General features: G+C 70.8%; 13 protein-coding genes and 1 tRNA gene. 9 read left to right on the plus strand and 5 right to left on the minus strand.

The window, feature by feature from the left end:
• Positions 1-157 precede the first annotated feature (157 nt).
• Together KBX63_RS23995 and KBX63_RS24000 are read right to left on the minus strand one after the other, a co-directional pair.
• A complete protein-coding gene (locus tag KBX63_RS23995; RefSeq protein WP_210914503.1) occupies positions 158-358 on the minus strand; it encodes a DUF397 domain-containing protein in 201 nt (66 codons plus the stop codon).
• A complete protein-coding gene (locus KBX63_RS24000) occupies positions 351-1,229 on the minus strand; it encodes a helix-turn-helix transcriptional regulator (RefSeq protein WP_210914574.1) in 879 nt (292 codons plus the stop codon). Before KBX63_RS24000 ends, KBX63_RS23995 begins: the two co-directional genes overlap by 8 nt.
• A gap of 367 nt (positions 1,230-1,596) precedes the next feature.
• On the opposite strand from KBX63_RS24000, the gene KBX63_RS24005 reads away from it, so the two are divergent.
• Together KBX63_RS24005 and KBX63_RS24010 are read left to right on the plus strand one after the other, a co-directional pair.
• Positions 1,597-1,911, plus strand: coding sequence for a DivIVA domain-containing protein (locus tag KBX63_RS24005; protein ID WP_210914504.1), 315 nt, complete (start codon positions 1,597-1,599; stop codon positions 1,909-1,911).
• On the plus strand, positions 1,908-2,162 hold the full coding sequence (locus KBX63_RS24010; RefSeq protein WP_210914507.1) for a hypothetical protein: 255 nt from the start codon (positions 1,908-1,910) through the stop codon (positions 2,160-2,162). The genes KBX63_RS24005 and KBX63_RS24010 overlap by 4 nt, the downstream gene beginning before the upstream one ends.
• An 8-nt stretch (positions 2,163-2,170) precedes the next feature.
• Here KBX63_RS24010 and KBX63_RS24015 read toward each other — a convergent pair whose 3' ends face one another.
• A complete protein-coding gene (locus KBX63_RS24015; protein ID WP_247662963.1) occupies positions 2,171-3,157 on the minus strand; it encodes a hypothetical protein in 987 nt (328 codons plus the stop codon).
• Positions 3,158-3,478: 321 nt separating this feature from the next.
• Between KBX63_RS24015 and KBX63_RS24020 the strand changes: the two genes are divergently transcribed.
• The 7 genes from KBX63_RS24020 (at position 3,479) to KBX63_RS24050 (ending at position 15,506) form a co-directional block, all read left to right on the plus strand.
• Positions 3,479-7,339, plus strand: a complete 3,861-nt coding sequence (locus KBX63_RS24020; RefSeq protein WP_210914512.1) for a phage resistance protein — start codon at positions 3,479-3,481, stop codon at positions 7,337-7,339.
• A 58-nt stretch (positions 7,340-7,397) separates the two neighbouring features.
• Entirely contained in the window at positions 7,398-10,091 is a 2,694-nt protein-coding gene (pglZ, locus tag KBX63_RS24025; protein WP_307871810.1) for a BREX-2 system phosphatase PglZ, read from the plus strand.
• Positions 10,088-11,392 (plus strand): BREX system ATP-binding protein BrxD, encoded by a 1,305-nt coding sequence (gene brxD, locus KBX63_RS24030; RefSeq protein ID WP_210914524.1) that lies wholly within the window; start codon positions 10,088-10,090, stop codon positions 11,390-11,392. The genes pglZ and brxD overlap by 4 nt, the downstream gene beginning before the upstream one ends.
• A gap of 1 nt (position 11,393) precedes the next feature.
• A complete protein-coding gene (locus KBX63_RS24035; protein WP_210914525.1) occupies positions 11,394-13,493 on the plus strand; it encodes a DEAD/DEAH box helicase in 2,100 nt (699 codons plus the stop codon).
• Positions 13,494-14,225: 732 nt separating this feature from the next.
• The gene (locus KBX63_RS24040) at positions 14,226-14,666 is read left to right on the plus strand and encodes a hypothetical protein (RefSeq protein WP_210914527.1); all 441 of its coding nucleotides are present in this window, start codon (positions 14,226-14,228) and stop codon (positions 14,664-14,666) included.
• Positions 14,667-15,001: 335 nt separating this feature from the next.
• Positions 15,002-15,074 (plus strand) — tRNA-Arg (locus tag KBX63_RS24045).
• 30 nt (positions 15,075-15,104) lie between these two features.
• The gene (locus KBX63_RS24050) at positions 15,105-15,506 is read left to right on the plus strand and encodes a hypothetical protein (RefSeq protein ID WP_210914532.1); all 402 of its coding nucleotides are present in this window, start codon (positions 15,105-15,107) and stop codon (positions 15,504-15,506) included.
• A 279-nt stretch (positions 15,507-15,785) separates the two neighbouring features.
• Here the strand turns inward: KBX63_RS24050 and KBX63_RS24055 are convergent, their stop codons facing one another.
• Positions 15,786-16,196, minus strand: a complete 411-nt coding sequence (locus KBX63_RS24055) for a VOC family protein (RefSeq protein ID WP_210914535.1) — start codon at positions 16,194-16,196, stop codon at positions 15,786-15,788.
• 13 nt (positions 16,197-16,209) lie between these two features.
• The gene (locus KBX63_RS24060; protein WP_210914537.1) at positions 16,210-16,980 is read right to left on the minus strand and encodes an ArsR family transcriptional regulator; all 771 of its coding nucleotides are present in this window, start codon (positions 16,978-16,980) and stop codon (positions 16,210-16,212) included.
• Between the last annotated feature and the right edge of the window lie 242 nt (positions 16,981-17,222).

Genomic DNA, 17,222 nt, shown 5'->3' on the forward strand with positions numbered 1-17,222 from the left:
CGGCTTGGGCATCCTTCTTACCCTTGTGCCTGTGTCTGCCGTTGCGTCGATCGCTCAGCCCCATGGGTCGATTCTTGCGGCCGATGGGGGCGGCGTCGAGCCCTCGACCGGAGGCCAGCAAGCGCCGCCTCCGTGGATGGAGGCGGCGCGATGACGATCAGCCGCTGAGCGTCGCGCCCTTGACGCCTTGGACGAAGGTGGCCCAGGCCCTCGGGTCGAAGGTCAGCGCCGGGCCGGACGGGTCCTTGCTGTCCCGCAGCCCCACGATGCCGGGGATGTTGTCGGCGACCTCGACGCAGTTGCCGCCGTTGTTGCTGCGGCTCGACTTGCGCCACACGGCACCGGTCAGGTCAGGCACGGGAGTACTCCTCTGCGACTTGCTGGATCAGACTCTTGGATCGTGACTCGTTGAGGGCGCGGCCCGTCATGTCGGTCCAAATGGTGTTGTAGGCGGCGGTCTCGTGCGGCTTGTCGAGGTAGATGGCTCCGGTCGCGGCCTCGAGGTAGGCCACCGGCGGTTCCACCTCCTTGCCGCTGCTGTCGCGGGGGAACTCCAGAATCGAGAAGGCACCGGCCATCGCCCCGGCGTGCAGCCCGGCAGAAAAAGTCAGCACCTGGACGGTTACGTTCGGTAGCTCCGCGGCCTTCAGGATCTGGTGAAGCTGCTCGGCCATGATCGTGGCGCTGCCGACCGGACGGCGCAACACCGCCTCGTTGATTATTACGCTGAGTTGTGGAGCGGCGAACCTGGTGAGAAGCCCCTGTCGCTCGACTCGGAGTTGGACGGCGCGCTGCTGCTCATCGTTGTCGCCGGCGTCGATTGAGCCGCCGGGGGTCCTGAAGACCTGCTCGGCGTAGGCACGGGTCTGGAGCAGGCCGGGGACAAGCTCGGCTTCGTACTGCCGGATGCCGGACGCCGCCGCTTCGAGGCCGATGTAGAGCTGGAACCAGCGCGGCAGCCCGGAGCCAACGTAGTCATGCCACCAGTTTTTGTTCTCCCGCGTCGCTGCAGTCAGGGCGAGCAGTAGCTCGCTGTCCTCAGCGGATGCGCCGTAGAGATCGAGCATCTGCTGCACGTCGGCTTGTCGGAAGCGGACGTGCTCGGCGCCGTTCTCGATCCGGTGCAGCGTCGCGCGGGCTCGGTCCAAGCGATCGGCGGCCTGTTCCATCGTCAGTCCCGCCGCCTTGCGGAGCGACTCGAACTTGCGCCCGATCTGCCGCCGCAACATGGTCGAGCCCGTCACTGCTTGTGACACTCTCCGCCTCCGGCTGTGGTGATCCGTCAACACCTGCCCGTCCAATTGAAGCGCTGCGGTGTCTCACAAGCAATAGACACGTCACAGCCGGTATCTCTCTTCAGCAAAGTCGCCCCTCCAATGACGCTGTTGCGACGTTGCAATTGCGTTTGCCCAATGCTTCACTGCATCTGCGGCCACTGTGGAGTTCGCGCTGCTCAGCGGCCGTGTGTGCCCTGCTGCCGTACTGCTGCTCGAAGGCTGCGGTGGCAGGTGCCGGGGTGGGTCCGCCGGTGCGGGGCGGGCCGGCGGGCCCACCCCTTCCACAGGTCAATCTCGACGGTGAGAGGCAGGTCCTGTCATGCGCGTCTTCTTCCGGCGTGCCCAGCGTCGCCAGCGGTCGGTCAGCGGGCCGACCTGCTACCGCTCGGCGGCCTACCATCCCCTCCGCCCGTGGCAGGTGCGCGAGCGGCGGTTCCGGCCGACCCCGGTCGGTCGGCGTGGGCTCGATCCGCAGGAGGTGGGGGAGTTCCTCGACCGGGTCGCCGGTGACCTGGCCGTCGTCTACGACGCGCTCGCGCAGAGCCGGCGGGAGACCGAGCGGATCAAGGACGCGCTGCGCCGCTGGCAGTCCGAGCAGTCCCGGGCCCGCAACGAGCGGGGATACGACCGGTGAACGAGCGCTGGGTCATCCACCTGCCCGTGGTCGTCAGCGACCTGGTCGCCGCCCAGCGGCTCGCCCGGGTGGTGGCGCACTGGACGCACGTCCTGCCGCAGACCGACCCCGGGGGCACCACCGTGTCGGCCGAGGACGACCAGCACGTACGCCACTGGGTTTTCTGCGACCAGGTCATGCCCAGCGGCCGGCGGTGCCTGCTCCGGCCCGACCACGACGGCGAGTGTTCCCGGCGGTTCCGGCAGCGGTGAACGGGTGCCTACTCGCCTGGCAGGCCGGCCCGGTCGAAGCGGTCCATCAGCTTGCGCTGGTGCGCCTGGCGCAGCAGTCGGATCCGCCCCGCGAACGCCTCCTCCCGGCCGTCCCGCTGGCCAAGGGCGGCCAGCTCGGTCAGCAGCCCGACCGCCGCATCGTACTCGCGCGGTTTCTTCGTCGCGATCAGCGCATCCACCCGCTGCCACGCCTGCTCCGGCTGGGTGGCCAGCTCGGTCAGGCGTCGCTCGCGGGCAGCCGCCGCCTCCCGCTCCTGGCGGGCGCGTTCCTCGGCCTGCCGCTGCTGCGCCTGCCGCTGACGTTCCGCCCACCGCGCCCCGGCGGCCTTCCTGAGCTGCCCCGCCGTACGGCCGCCGGGCGCGGCACCTGCCGGGTCGCGGTCGGGCTTCGCGGCCCGGAACCGTCGCCGCAGCTCGGCCCGCACGGGTACGTCTCCGTCCCGCAGGACGCGCAGCAGCAGCTGGTCCTTCTCGTCGGTCGGCAGGCCCCGCAGCCAGCGGCGTACCTCGGCCGGCTCCGCGCGGGACAGCGACGCGCTCGTTTCGGCCGCGACCGCGAGCAGATCGGTGTCGATCCGCAGGAACTCCACCAAGCTCTGCAACGGTGCGGTCAGCGTGCCCAGACCCGGCGGAACCGGCGGCTCCGGCTCGTCGTCGTCGACCTCGTGTCGCCCCACCGCGAGCAGCCAGGCCAGATAGAGCAGCCGCAGGTCACCGCCGGCCAGGTCGGCCCGGGCCGGGATGATCGAGGCGAGTCGGCCCTCCCCGTCGTCGTCCCAGTTCCACTCGCCCTCCTCGTCCTCATCGGTGAGGTCGATGACCACCCGGTCGCCGGCGACCCACGCCGACGCCGACTCGGTGTCGCAGTACCGCTGTGCGGTGCCCAGATCCAGCGATCCGCGGGGGAGCCGGATCATGAGTTGGCGGGTGCGCCAGTTGGCCAGGTAGAGAAAGGCGTCGAAGCATTCCGCCACCAGCCGCCCGCGGGTCGCCCTTGAAGTCGCCCCACTGGTAGGTGTTGACGAAGCTCGTCGAGGTGATGCGGGCCCGGGTCGACAGCCTCCGCAGCTCGTCGAGCTGCTGGGCGGTCAGCGGCCGATCGACCGCCAGGAACTCGTAGTACTGATACTCACTCATCAGCCCATTCCGCCCACTGGGTCCGTTCCGGCGCCGGCGAGCACGATACCGGAGAGCCCCAGCGAGGTGGAGTGGCCGCGGGATCGCCCGGACACCTTAGGATCGGCGGGTCGCCGGTGACGCCGGCGTCACGGGGAGCGGTGGTGCGAGGAGCGGTGATGACCCTGCTACGGGACGTGATCGACATTCCGACCTCGGTCGGCGACGGTGACTTCGTCGTCCGCGCCGCCGAGGGCGCCGACCTGCGCCGGTACGTCGTCACCGACCAGCTCCGGGAGAACTTCGCCGAGGCGCTGCGCCGGATCGGTCACGCCGTCACCACCGGCCGCTCCCAGGCGATGTTCCTGCACGGGTCGTTCGGCTCCGGCAAGTCGCACTTCATGGCCGTGCTGCGGGAGATCCTCCAGCACAACCCGGCGGCCCGCGAGGTGCGCGGCCTGGCCGAGCCGGTGCTCGCCGCCGACACCTGGCTGCGCGACCGGAAGCTGCTCACCCTCACCTTCCACATGCTCGACGCGCGCTCCGTCGAGCAGGCGGTCCTGGAGGGCTACCTCAACCAGATCACCAAACTGCACCCGGAGGCGCCCGTCCCCGCCGTACACCGGTCGGACGCGCTGCTCGACGACGCCGCGCGGCTGCGCGAGCGGATGGGCGACGACGCCTTCTTCGCCGCGCTGCACGACGGCGGCGGCGCCCCCGCGGCCGGCGGCGGTGGGCTCGCCGCCCTGGTCACCCGGGCCGCCGGCTGGACCCCGCAGAGCTACGCCGCCGCCGCGGCGGCGCCGCCCGGCACCGCCGAGCGGGACCGGCTGGTCAGCGCGCTGACCAGCACGTTCTTCACCGGTGCGGTCCGCAGCGGGGAATACCTCGACCTGGACACCGGCCTCGCCGTGATCACCCGGCACGCCAAGTCGCTCGGGTACGACGCGCTGGTGCTCTTCCTCGACGAGCTGATCCTCTGGCTCTCCACCAAGATCAGCGACCACACCTTCGTCAACACCGAGGGCGCCAAGCTCAACAAGCTCGTCGAGTCGGCCGACGCCACCCGGCCGCTGCCGCTGATCTCGTTCGTCGCCCGGCAGCGCAACCTGGAGGACTTCCTCGGCCCTCAGGTCGGCGGCACCGAACGGGAGGCCCTGGCGCACGTCATGCGCAGCGTCCAGGGCCGGTTCGGCGAGATCGCCCTCGCCGACACCAACCTGCCCGAGATCACCGAGAAGCGGCTGCTCAAGCCGATCGACGACGCGGCCCGCGCGGTGCTCGACAATGCCTTCGCCGCCGTGCGGGGCAATCGGGAGGTGTGGGACGCGCTGCTGCTCGGCGCCCAGTATGGCGACGCCGGCATCGGCTCCGACGCCGCCGCCTTCCGCAAGCTCTATCCGTTCTCGCCGGCGCTGGTGGCCACCCTGGTGGCGCTCTCCCAGGCGTTGCAGCGGGAGCGCACCGCGCTGAAGGTGATGACCGAGCTGCTCGTCGACCGCCGGGACACCCTCCAGGTCAACGACCTGATCGGGGTGGCGGCGCTGTTCGACCCGCTGGTGCTGCACGGCGAGCTGCCCGACCGGCCCAAGCTCAAGCAGCTCTTCCAGTCCGCCCGTAGTTTGTATACGCAGAAACTGCGCCCGATCCTGCTCAACCTCAACGGCATCGGCGAGGAACAGGCCGCCGGGCACCAGCAGTTCCAGCTCGACGACAAGCTGATCAAGACGGTGCTGCTCGGCGCCCTGGTGCCCGAGGTGCCGGCCCTGCACAACCTCACCGCCGCCAAGCTGCACGCGCTGAACTTCGGTTCGATCACCTCGCCGATCCCCGGCTACGAGCGGCAGATCGTGCTCAACCGGCTCAACCGGGTCTCCGACGGCGCCGGGGAGCTGCACCTGACCAAGACCCCCGACCCGGTGGTCACCCTCAAGCTGCACACCGTCGACTACGACAAGCTGCTCGACCTGGTCCCCGAGGACGAGGCCACCACCACCGGCGTACGGCAGCAGCTCATCCGGGAACTGGTCACCGCGGAGATGGGGATCGCCGGGGCCGAGGGGCAGCTCGGCGAGCTGCTGCACTCCCGCGACTGGCGCGGCCGGCGGCACACCGTCCAGGTCAAGTTCGGCAACGTCCGCGACCCCGACACCATGCCGGTCTCCGCGCTGATCGCCACCGGCGAGGCGTGGCGGGTCATCATCGACTACCCGTTCGACCCGCAGGGCTACGAGCGCAGCGCCGACCGCGCCCGGATCGAGCGTTTGGAGCGTGGCTCCCGGACCGTCTTCTGGCTGCCCTTCTTCCTGACCGACGAGATGATGGGCAAGGTCGCCCAGCTCGCGAAGATCAACTATCTGCTCGGCAGCGGCACCGGCGACCGGCTCAACTCCCTGGCCGCGGACTGGCCGCTGGTCGACCGGCAGCAGGGCAAGGTCTACCTCCAGCAGCGCCAGACCCAGCTGCGCGGCACCCTGCTCAGCGCCCTCATGCAGGCGTACGGGGCCGGCACCTCGCACGGCGCCGACGTGCAGGACGACAGCATTGGGGTGTTCCACACCCTCACCGACGGGCTGCACGTCGGCGACCCGAGGGGCGGCACCCTCGCCGAGGCATTCAAGAATCTCACCGGGGAACTCCTCGCCTGGTCCTACCCGGGCCGCCCGGCGATGCCCGACGACGAGAAGCCGGTCACCCGCAGCGAGATGACCAAGATCCTGGAGTACGCCCGGCAGGCCGCCGCCGACTCCGCCCGGGGAGTCAGCGTCCTCAACCCCGTCGACCAGCGCACCCTTCGCCGGGTCTGCAACAACCTGCGCCTCGGCGAGCTGATCGACGGCCGGTACGTGCTCACCACCAGCACCTGCCGGTGGAGTCAGCACCTGCTCCAGGCCGCCGCCAACGAGGGCTACACCGACCACTTCCCGGTCCACGTGCTGCGCCGGCTCATCGACGAGCCCGCTGCGTTCGGCTTCGACCGCGAGCTGCAGAACCTGATCATTGTCGTCTTCGGGCTCGAACAGCAGCTCGCCTGGTACCAGCACGGCGGCAAGCTCGACGTGACCACCCTGGCCGCCGTGCGGGACGACCTGGAGCTGCGGCACCCGCCGATGCCCGACGAACAGGCCTGGGCGGACGCGGTGCGCCGGGGCTCGGCAATCTTCGGCGGGGTGCTGCCCGTCTGGCGGACGCCGGCCAACCTCGGCAACCTCGCCGGCACGCTGCGCTCGGCGGCGGGTGCCCGGAAGAAGGCGGCCGGCGACCTCGTCGACGCGCTGACCTCGCACGCCGACGTGCTGGGCCTGGACCTCTCGGCCGCGGCCGGCCGGCTCGCCACCGCTCGCCGGGCGGCCCGGTTCGTGACCGAGCTGGCCGCCGAGCGCGACGACGTGGTGCTGGTCGAGACGGCGGCCCGTGCCAATCTGGGCGACGTCGACGACCAGGCCGTCGGCGAGGTGCTCGGCCAGGCGGGCAAGATCAGCGCAGCGTTGGCCCAGGCCCACCAGTGGCCCCTGCTCCAGGCGATTGTGGCCAGATCCGCCCACGACGAGCGGGCGCAGGTGATCATCGGACAGCTTCGGGAGGTCGCCCGGCGCGAACAGCACGGACAGGACCTGGTCGACGCCTTCCAGACGGCGGTGGCGGCGTCGGCGGCGCTGCTCGCCGCCGATGAGCAGTCTCGGCCGACGGACCGTACCGAGGTCACCCGGGCCAGCGGTGGGACGACCCCCGGGACCACCGATCTGCTGCCGACGCAACAGCGGCCCCAGGATGCCGACCCGACCCGGGTGCGGACCGGTGACCACTCCGGTGCTGAGCCGAATGGTGGCGGCACGGGCACGCTGCCTGGTGGTGCTGGTGCTGGCCTGGTGTCCGGCGGCAGCGGTTCCGGCGTGATGGCCGGTGGCGGCGGGTCGATCCCTGTCACCCAGCAGCGTCGCGAGGTCACCGACGCGGCCACCTGGGAGAAGGTGGCCGCCGAGATCGAGGCCGAGGTTGCCGCCGGCCGTCCAATCACCGTCACCTGGGAGATCCGATGACCGCTCGCGTCGCCGGGCCCGAAATCGTGCTGCGCCGGGCGGGGTTGTGAGCGCCCCGGTGAGCGCGGCGCAGCCGGACGCGGTCCGCCGCAAGGTCGAGGCGTGGCTGGCCGAGAACGACCAGGCGGGCGCCATCGCGCTGACCGCCCGCCCCGAGTGGCCGGCCGAGCCGGTGCTCACCGTCGACGGCACCCGCGTTCGGGTCGTCCCGTGCCCCACCCCGCTGGCTGCCCGCGCGGCTCTGCACGACCGGGCAGACGGTGAGCGGCTGGTGCTGCTGACCGAGCTGACCGACAGCGAACTGGGCGACGGGCTCCTCGCCCACCTCAGCAAGCAGACCGTCCGCAAGATCGACCCGTGGGACCTGGTCCGGCAGATGTTCGGGGGGGTCAAGGATCTCGATCCCACCCTGGTCCGGGTCGGACGCTGGGTCGCCAACGCGCTCAGCGACCACGCCCCGTCGGACGGCTGGCCCGCCCCGCCCGGCGCGATCCTCACCCGCGACCACGCGCTGCGCAGCCTCACCTCCGAACTGCTCGACCTGCCACCCGCAGAACTCGACGACAGCGGCCTGGTGCAGTGGAGCACCGACGTCACCCGGCAACTGCGGTTCACCACCGTGCCCGACGTCGTTGCCGAGGGCGTCACGGCCTACCTCACCGGGACCGCCGGCCGCGCCGCCGTCCCGATCATGGCCGCCGTACGGGCCGGGCACGGGGTGGATGTGATCCCGTTGGGACTGCTGGCCGGGCTGCTCTGGCCCGCCGCCAGCGAGCGGACCGCCGAAGTGGAGGCCGCCGTCGGCCGGACCCGACTGGAACCCCGGTTCGGCGGGTTCCGGCTCACCCCACAGCAGGCCGAGGCGCTGCACCAGGCCGCCGAGGCGTGGATCTACCGGACGGTCGACTCCGGTGACAAAGGTCGGGACGAGGCGATGCGGATGCTGCGCCGGGCCGAGGCGATCGCCGCCGAGATCGGCATCACAGGGCTGCTCGGCGCGTCGACCGTCCTGCCCAGCGGGTTCGTCCAGCGGCTGCGGGCCTTCGCCGACGCGGTACGCCTCGCCGTGCCGGCCGGCGGATCGGCGCTGCCCGCGGCGGTGACCCGGGCGCAGTCGGCGCTCGCCACCGTGGAGGCGCACCGGGCCGCCGAGCCGCGCCGGGTGGAGACCGCGCGGATGACCGTCCGCCTGCTGCGCTGGCTCCACACCGCCGACGGACCCGCGCCGGCCACCCTGCTCGACGCGCTGCACCGGCAGGTCCGCCACGACGGGTGGGTCGACCGGGCTCGCCTCGACGTCTTCGCGGGCGATCCCGATCAGCAGGTCGCCGAGGCGTACCGGCTGCTGCACCGGGCCGTGGACGCCCGCCGGGCCCGGCACGACCAGCTGTTCGCCACGCTGCTGGCCGCCGCCACCAGCGCCGAGATCGAACCGGGTGCCCTGCTGCGGGTCGAGGACGTGCTCGACCGGGTGGTCCAGCCGATCGTCGACCAGGGGCGCCGCGTGCTGATGCTCGTGATGGACGGGATGAGCGTCGCGGCGGCCACCGAGCTGGCCGAGTCGGTTACCCGCACCGGCGCCTGGGTGGAACTCACCCCCGGCGGTGGGCCCCGGACCGGCGTGCTGGCGGCCCTGCCCACCGTCACCGAGGCCAGCCGGTGCAGCCTGCTGAGCGGGCGGATCACCGCCGGTGGCCAGCAGGCCGAGCGGAAGGCGTTCAGCGAGCGGTTTCCCGACGGACGGCTGCTGCACAAGGCGGCATTGCGGGCCGGCGCTGGGAACGCGCTGGACCCGGAGGTGCTGGCCGCGCTCGACGACCTGTCGACCCCGGTGGTCGCCGCCGTCGTCAACACCATCGACGACGCCCTTGACCGCAGCGACCCGGGCACCACCGTCTGGGGCGAGGAGACCATCACCGCCGTCGGCGACCTGCTGGCCTCCGCCGCTGACCGGGTGGTCGTGCTCGTCTCCGACCACGGTCACGTCGTCGACCGGGGACCGGAGTCGCTCACCCTGCCCAGTGCCAGCAACGAGAACCGGTGGCGACCGGCGACCGCCCCGGCCGGCGACGCCGAGGTCACCGTGACCGGCAGCCGGGTGGCGCTCGGCGGCGGCACGGTCGTCCTGCCCTGGCGGGAGGAGGTGCGGTACGGGCCGCGCAAGGCCGGCTACCACGGCGGCGCCGCACCGGCGGAGGTCGTCATCCCGCTGCTGGTGCTGACCGCCGGTGACGACCAGGCCGTACCGGGATGGGCCGGTGCCCCCGTCGCCAGCCCCGACTGGTGGCGGGAACCGCTGGCCGATTCGTCGCCGCTGCCCGAACCCGGTACGGCAAACCGACGGCGCCCGCGCCGGCCCGTCGAGCAGCAGCCCGAGAGCCTCTTCGACCTGGCTCCGGTCGTCGCCGCGCCGGTCGCCGCCCCGCAGCCCGTCCCGGGGGCCCCCGACCTGGTGACGGCCCTGCTCGCCAGCGACCGGTACGCCCAGCGGCGCGACCCCCGGATGCCCCTGGCCGACGAACGGGTCGCCGCGCTGCTCGGCACGCTGCTGGCTGGCGGTGAGCGGGCGACCCTCGACACCCTCGCCGCCCGGGCCGGAGTTCCGGCGCACCGCATCACCGGCACCGTGGCCGCGCTCCGTCGGCTGCTTCAGGTCGAGGGTTACCCCGTGATCACCCTCGACCCGGACGGTCGCACGGTCCACCTCAACCGGGCGTTGCTGATCGAGCAGTTCGAGCTGGAGCCGCGGTGACCGTGGAGTTGTCCGCCCGCCGTCGCCGGGACATCGTCGACGCCCTTCGTCGCGGTGTCGTCCCGAGTAACGGACTCGACGCGCTCGCGGTCGGGCTGGAACGGTTCACCGCCGCCCTCGACGACGACCTCGACCGGGTCGCCGGCGGAGGCAGCGTCTTCAAGGCCGTCCGGGGCGAGTATGGCGCCGGGAAGACCTTCTTCACCCGCTGGCTGGCCGAGCGCGCCAAACGGCGCGGCTTCGCCGCCGCCGAGGTGCAGATCTCCGAACTGGAGACCCCGCTGCACCGGATGGAGACGGTCTACCGCCGGCTGGTCGAGCACCTCAGCACCGAACAGTTCGCGCCGAGCGCGTTCCGGCCCGTACTCGATGGTTGGATCTTCGCGTTGGAGGAGGACGTCCTCGCCGGAGGCGCGATCGCCGAGGACGACGCGGAAGCGCTCGACCGGGCGGTCAGCGACCTGCTGGAGCGGCGGCTGGGTGACATCTCCCGCAGCACCCCGGGCTTCGCGGCGGCTCTGCGCGGCTACCGGGCCGCCACCGCCACCGGCGACCACGGCACCGCGGACGGCCTCGCCGCCTGGCTGGCCGGTCAGCCGCACGTCGCGGCGTCCGCGCGCCGGGCCGCCGGGGTGAAGGGCGACCTCGACCACTTCGCGGCGCTGAACTTCCTGCGCGGACTGCTCACCGTCCTGCGTGACAGCGGGCACCAGGGGCTGCTGCTGGTGCTCGACGAGGTGGAGACGCTGCAACGGGTCCGCTCCGACGCCCGGGACAAGGCGCTCAACTCGCTCCGGCAGCTCATCGACGAGGTCCACGCGGACCGCTTCCCCGGCCTCTTGGTGCTGATCACCGGGACGCCCGCCTTCTTCGACGGCCCGCAGGGCGTCCAGCGGCTCGCGCCGCTCGCCCAGCGGCTCGCCACCGACTTCGGCCCCGAGCCACGCTGGGACAATCCGCGGGCCACCCAGCTCCGGTTGCCCGGCTTCAGCCCGGAGGCCCTCGTCGAACTCGGCCAGCGGGTACGGGAGATCTACGGCAGCGCGGCCGTCGACTCCCGGGTCGACGACGCGTACCTCGCCACGCTGGCCCGAGCCGTCACCGGAGCGCTCGGCGGTCAGGTCGGCGTGGCCCCCCGGATCTACCTCAAGAAGCTGGTCGCGGACGTCTTCGACCGGGTCGACCAGTTCGCGGACTGGGACCCACGGCAGCACTACGCGCTGACCCTGCGGGCCGACGAGCTGACCGAAGTCGAACGCAACGCCGCCGCCTCAGCCGACGACATCGAACTGCCGATCTGACATGCCGCCCGACCTCGACCCGGTGGTGCTGCACCACCTGGTCAACACCCTGGGCTGGCGCGACCTGCGCCCGATGCAGCGAGCCGCCGTCGCGCCCGTACGCGGCGGCCACGATGCCCTGCTCCTCGCCCCGACCGCCGGCGGCAAGACCGAGGCGGCGCTCTTCCCGCTGCTCAGCCGGATGGCCGAGCAGCGGTGGACGGGTACCTCGGTGCTCTACCTCGCCCCGCTGAAGGCTCTACTCAACAACCTCCAACCCCGCATCGAGCGCTACGCCGGCTGGCTCGGTCGGCGCGCCGCCGTCTGGCATGGCGACGTCAACACCTCCCGCCGCCGGGCGGTGCTCTTCGAACGACCCGACATCCTGCTCACCACGCCCGAGTCGCTGGAATCCATGCTGGTCAGCACGAAGGTCGACCACCGGTTGTTCTTCGCGGACCTGCACGCCGTCGTCGTCGACGAGGTGCACGCCTTCGCCGGCGACGACCGGGGCTGGCACCTGCTGGCCGTGCTGGAACGGCTGACCCGGGTGGCGAGCCGACCCCTGCAGCGGGTCGGACTGTCCGCCACCGTCGGCAACCCCGGGGAACTGCTCACCTGGCTACAGGGATCGGGCGCGGGCAGCCGGCCGGCACAGGTAGTGGCTCCCGATGCGGCCGCGGTGGTTGATCGCCAGCCGCCCGGCGACATCGAGCTGGACTACGTCGGCTCGTTGGCCAATGCCGCGACGGTGATCGCCGGGTTGCACGGCGGCGAGAAGCGCCTCGTCTTCTGCGAGTCTCGTCAGACCGTCGAAGAACTCGGTCAACTGCTGCGGGAGAAGGGAGTGACCACCTTCCTCTCCCATGCGTCGCTCTCCGTCGATGAGCGCCGCCGCGCCGAGCAGGCGTTCAGCGAGGCCCGGGACTGCGTGATCGTCTCCACCAGCACTCTCGAACTGGGCATCGACGTCGGCGACCTGGACCGCGTGATCCAGATCGACGCGCCGGCCACGGTGGCGTCGTTCCTGCAACGACTCGGCCGTACCGGGCGGCGCTCGGGCAGCAGTCGTAACTGCCTCTTCCTGACTCTCGGCGGCGACGCGCTGACCGAGGCGGCGGCGCTTTTGCTGCTCTGGGCCCGGGGCTGGGTGGAGCCGGTGAGCGCGCCGCCCGCGCCGAGGCACATCGTGGCTCAGCAGGTGCTTGCGCTCTGTCTGCAGGAGCATCGGGTCGGCGACCAGCTCTGGACGCAGGCGTGGAACGGGCTGCCGCCCTTTGGGGAGAGTGCCCGCCCGATCGTCCGTCATCTCGTGGAGCACGGCTACCTCGACCAGGACGGCGGGATGCTGTTCATCGGCCCGGCCGCCGAGCAGCGCTTCGGCCACCGGCACTTCATGGACCTGACCGCGGTCTTCACCGGGCCCCCGGAGTTCACCGTGCTGACCGGCCGGACCGAGCTCGGCCGGATCGACCCGAGCCTGCTCACCGAGGAGGTCCGAGGTGACCGTCGGCTGCTGCTGGGCGGCCGGAGTTGGCGCGTCACCTACATCGACTGGCGTCGGCGGCGGTGCTTCGTGGAGCCTGCCGACGGCGGCGGACGAGCCCGTTGGCGGGGCAGCGGCTGGGCCTACCTGGGCTTCGAGCTAAACCGCTCCATGCGAGATGTCCTGCTCGGTGCGGACCCGCCGGTCGCCATCACCCGCCGTGCGGCGGCCCGACTCGCCGAGGTACGTGCCGACAAAGCGCACCTCGTGCATCCGGGCGGAACGGTCATCGTGAGGGAGAAGGACGGGGACTTGCGCTGGTGGACCTGGGCCGGCTTCCGGGCGAACGCCACCCTGACCGCGACCCTCGGCGAGGTCGTCGACCCGGTGGAGAGGTTCGACGACAGCGCCATCCGGCTCCGGGAAGACCTCACCCCACAGGCGTGGCGGTCACTGACAGCGGACGCCGCGGACCGGCTGTGCCTGCCGGAGATCGACGAGAAGGCGGTGGTCGGCCTCAAATTCAACGCCGCCCTGCCGACACGGCTCGCCATGGCGACCCTGGCGGCCCGACTGGCGGACCTGGACCGGGCGGCCATGGTGCTGCGCGAGCCGACCCGATTCCTGGTCGCCTGAGCTGTTTCGCCCCGGGTTGACCCAGCCCGGACGAATGCCGGCACAGCACGACCGGTCACCGGCGCCAGTGGCATGGCAGGACGGCGATCCAACCCTTACCGCTGGGGTGGATCAGTAGCCATATCGAGTTCATGGACTCGGCTGGCCCGCCGCAGTAGGTGTTCGACGGACGCGCGTGCCGTTGTGGGGCTGATGGTTCCGCTGTTCGACGGAGCGCGCGGGGCCGCAGTGGCGGCGACAATCGCGGTACGCCCTCTCACTGGAGATGCCGTGCCGCAGATGCCCGGTCCGCCTGAGCCCTCAGCTCAACAGCCGCCTGGACCCGATGGATTGTCGGCCGTAGAGCCCTCACTGGTACCAGCCGTGGCCGCAGGGACCCCATCTCAACATGCAAGGGTGGGCCTTGTCCTGCTGGTGGTGGTCGTGGGTGGGCTGTTCATGTGCTGCGTAGGTGGAACGGGCCTGGCCACTCTTGGTCTGATCATCGGCGACCCCACGCCCCCTCGCCCTGCTCCGGCCAGCCCTGCTACCGAACCGGCACCCTCACCGAGCGCCCGCACGCCGGAGCCCGCCTCCACCAGGGCTATGCGTACCTCACCAACCGCTACGGCTGCCTCGCCCCCGGCAGCGGCAACTCGCGAAGCGAGGCCTGAACATCCCGCAGCTGCCTACGAAGTCTTTGAACGACGAGACGTCAGCGCCGGCTCCGGAGCTCGTCGTCTCGCCCTCCGGGTGGAACTGCGCGTCTATCCCGTTACCGGCGAGCAGGTCACTGACGTGGCGTCGCAGATTGTGGAGAGCCATCGAGGTCAGGGATGGCAGGCGCTGTCGATCGTGGTCACCTATGACCGGCGTGAGGTCGTGCCGAGCTACGCGGTCTACGAATGGGCGCCAGAGGGGCGCTGGTCGGACGCCGCCAAGGCAGACGCCGCGTCCTGGCGAGGCTACCGGCTCCATCAGACCGCCGTCCGGGACAAGCTGACGCAGCCCAACACCTGCAAGGTCCCGACGGAGCAGGCATACGTGCTCAACACTGAGTTCAACCAGGCAACTGAGGACGACGTCGAAATCAGTGAGGAAGCGGTACTGACGGAGATCGCCAAACGGCACAAGATCCCGACCGCCCGCGCCGAGGAATTAGTTCTGACCGTCGAGGACTGGACGATGTGCTGAGCCACTGGGCGCGACACACAGCAGCGGATGGCGGAACCGCAACATAGTGACTCTTCCGGGTGGCCGTGCTGACCTGCCGGACCGCACTCTGGCGACGGGCCCGGGTACCTGTTGATCCCTGTAGCTCTGCTCGGAATCTGCTCGGTGAGTCGCGGGCATTGCCGGGCAGGCTTGGTCAGCGCTGGGCAGGGGCGGGCACGGAACCCGGCCGGTCGGCGATCGCGTGCTCCATGTGTGCTCCTCCGGTCGGCGCAACGGCAGCTCACACCGGTGGGCACGGGAGGGCACTCCTGGGCACCCGTGGGTATCCGCTGGCAGGTAGGCTGAGCACTCGCGCCCTCGTAGCTCAGGGGATAGAGCATCGGTTTCCTAAACCGTGTGTCGCAGGTTCGAATCCTGCCGGGGACGCCTGGAAGATCCTCGACGTACCCTCACACAGTGCTGATCAAGGTGATGGACGACTACGGATGCTGGCCCCTGTGGGTCCGTGACGACCCCAATGACGTCTACGAGCCGCACGATCCTGCAACGCTCGGGCTGTCCGGCAGCCTCGTGGGGCGGTTGGCGTCTTGGCGGCAATGGTCCGAGTCCATGGTCAACATCGCCGATCCAAATGACAGCAGACCCGTGACGGCAGACGAGGATGCAGCCTTCGCCGCAGAGGGACGTCTGCTGGCGGCACGTGTTGCGGATGAGCTTCCCTACGCAGTGGTCTGGTTCTACCAGGAGCAGCCAACGGAGCAGCCAAACCGGCGAACGCAAGCGGACGATCGCGGACTGGGACGCCATGTCGAGCGCCAGGACCAGGCGGCGGACCGGCGGCCGGGGACGGACTCGTAATGAGTAGGTCGGAACGACGGCCCGCTGGTTCCGGGCAGTGTGGGGCACACAGGGGGCACGAGACACTGTCAAACGTCGTCAACCAGCCACCAACGATGGCAGCCCGAGTCGCCGTGCGAGCAGGTGTCACCGGCCGTTCACGCTGGTGGCGGGTTAGCGGCTCTATGTTCCGCTTCAACGTATGAGACCCAGGCGGGATTCGGCCCACGGCGTTCGAGCTCATCAGCAGAGATTTTTTCGACCGCGAAGTCCAACTCCGCCCTGGCGGCAGTGTCCCGGTCAGAGCGCGGCCGGTGTGGGTGCACCCGGCCGGTGGGCGGGTTGGAACAGTTCGATGAGGTTGCCGGCGGGGTCGGTGAGCAGGATTTGGCGGCCGCCGGGACCGGTAACCACGTCGCTGCGGAACGACAGTCCCGTGCTGTGCAGTCGGTCGATCTCGGCATCCAGGTCGTCGATGATCAGATGGATGCGGTTGCGTCCGGCGGTGGTCGCGTCGTCGGGGGTTGCGCGGGCGCCCGAGCTGGCTGGCCCGGACAGCAGCAGCCGCAACGGGCCGCGCACCACGTCTGCGAAGGCGGGCGCGGCGCTGGTGTTCAGGGTGAAGCCGAGATGGGTGGTGTAGAAGTCCACGGCCGTCTGTACGTCATCAACGAGGTAGCGGACACTGGCGTACTGGTCGGGTGCTGTCACTGCTGAATCTCCTTCAAGGGCGGGCGGCGGTGAGTACGGGCAGCAGGTGTCTGATGCGGGTGTCGATGTCGGCTGCGGTCTGCTGGAAGGCGGGGTAGCTGGCTTGGTCGGTGTCGGCCGTGGCGGGGTCGGAGATGCTCCAGTGCACCCGCCGAGGATGGTCCGGAAAGTCAGGGCAGGCCTCGCGGGCCTTGTCGCACAAGCTGATCACGTAGTCGAACCGGCGGCCGGTCACCGTGTCCAAGTGTCGGGGGCGCTGGCCGATGATGTCGATGCCGAACTCGTCGCGCAGCAGCCGTACGGCGTTGGGATGAAGGCGGGGCTTGGGCCGGCTGCCGACGCTGGCCACCTCGACCTGGCCGCCGGCGCGGTGGCGTAGCAGGGCCTCGGCGATCGGTGAGCGCGCGCCGTTGCCAGTGCACACGAACAGCACGCCGACGCGGAGCGAGCGCCGCAGGTCGACCAGAGGTATGCGCGGCGCATGCTCCCGGTGCAGCGCCGGGTGCAGCGCGGAGCCGGATTCGGCCAGCGCATCTGAGCAGCGGTCCAGATCCAGGTGGTAGTAGATGTCGCGGCCATCGAAGCTGCTGCGTGTGGCGGTGACCAGCCCGCTGTCACGCAGCAGGCGCAGATGGTAGGAGACCAGGTTCTGCGGCTCACCCATCAGCGTCACCAACTCCCGGACCCGGTAGTCGCTGTCGGCGAGTTCGGTCAGCAGCCGCCACCGCAGCGGATGGGCCGCCAAGCGCACAAACGCCGGGGCGGCTTGATTCGACGACGCCATGACAGCAAGGTACATCAAACAGGCTTGATGGAGTAGCCACGTGTTGAGGACATGGGTCGTGGCCGAGCCCTAGCCCCTAACTTGATCTTTAACCTCCGAGGTTCCTGTGGGGACCCCGATCACGGAAACAGCCCTTGGTTGATGATCTTCTTGTCTAGGGAAGAGCATCAATAACCAAGGGCTGTTCTGGTGACCAGTGTGCATGACCGTCGTCCGGCTGATGCCGTCGGGGAGCTGGACAG

Source organism: Micromonospora sp. U21 (assembly GCF_018070045.1).
Classification (GTDB): domain Bacteria; phylum Actinomycetota; class Actinomycetes; order Mycobacteriales; family Micromonosporaceae; genus Micromonospora.

Excerpts from the sequence above, each read along its gene's own strand:
- KBX63_RS24000 (WP_210914574.1), bottom strand. The coding sequence starts at position 1,229 with ATGTTGCGGCGGCAGATCGGGCGCAAGTTCGAGTCGCTCCGCAAGGCG.
- KBX63_RS24005 (WP_210914504.1), top strand. The coding sequence starts at position 1,597 with ATGCGCGTCTTCTTCCGGCGTGCCCAGCGTCGCCAGCGGTCGGTCAGC.
- KBX63_RS24020 (WP_210914512.1), top strand. The coding sequence starts at position 3,479 with ATGACCCTGCTACGGGACGTGATCGACATTCCGACCTCGGTCGGCGAC.
- KBX63_RS24035 (WP_210914525.1), top strand. The coding sequence starts at position 11,394 with ATGCCGCCCGACCTCGACCCGGTGGTGCTGCACCACCTGGTCAACACC.
- KBX63_RS24060 (WP_210914537.1), bottom strand. The coding sequence starts at position 16,980 with ATGGCGTCGTCGAATCAAGCCGCCCCGGCGTTTGTGCGCTTGGCGGCC.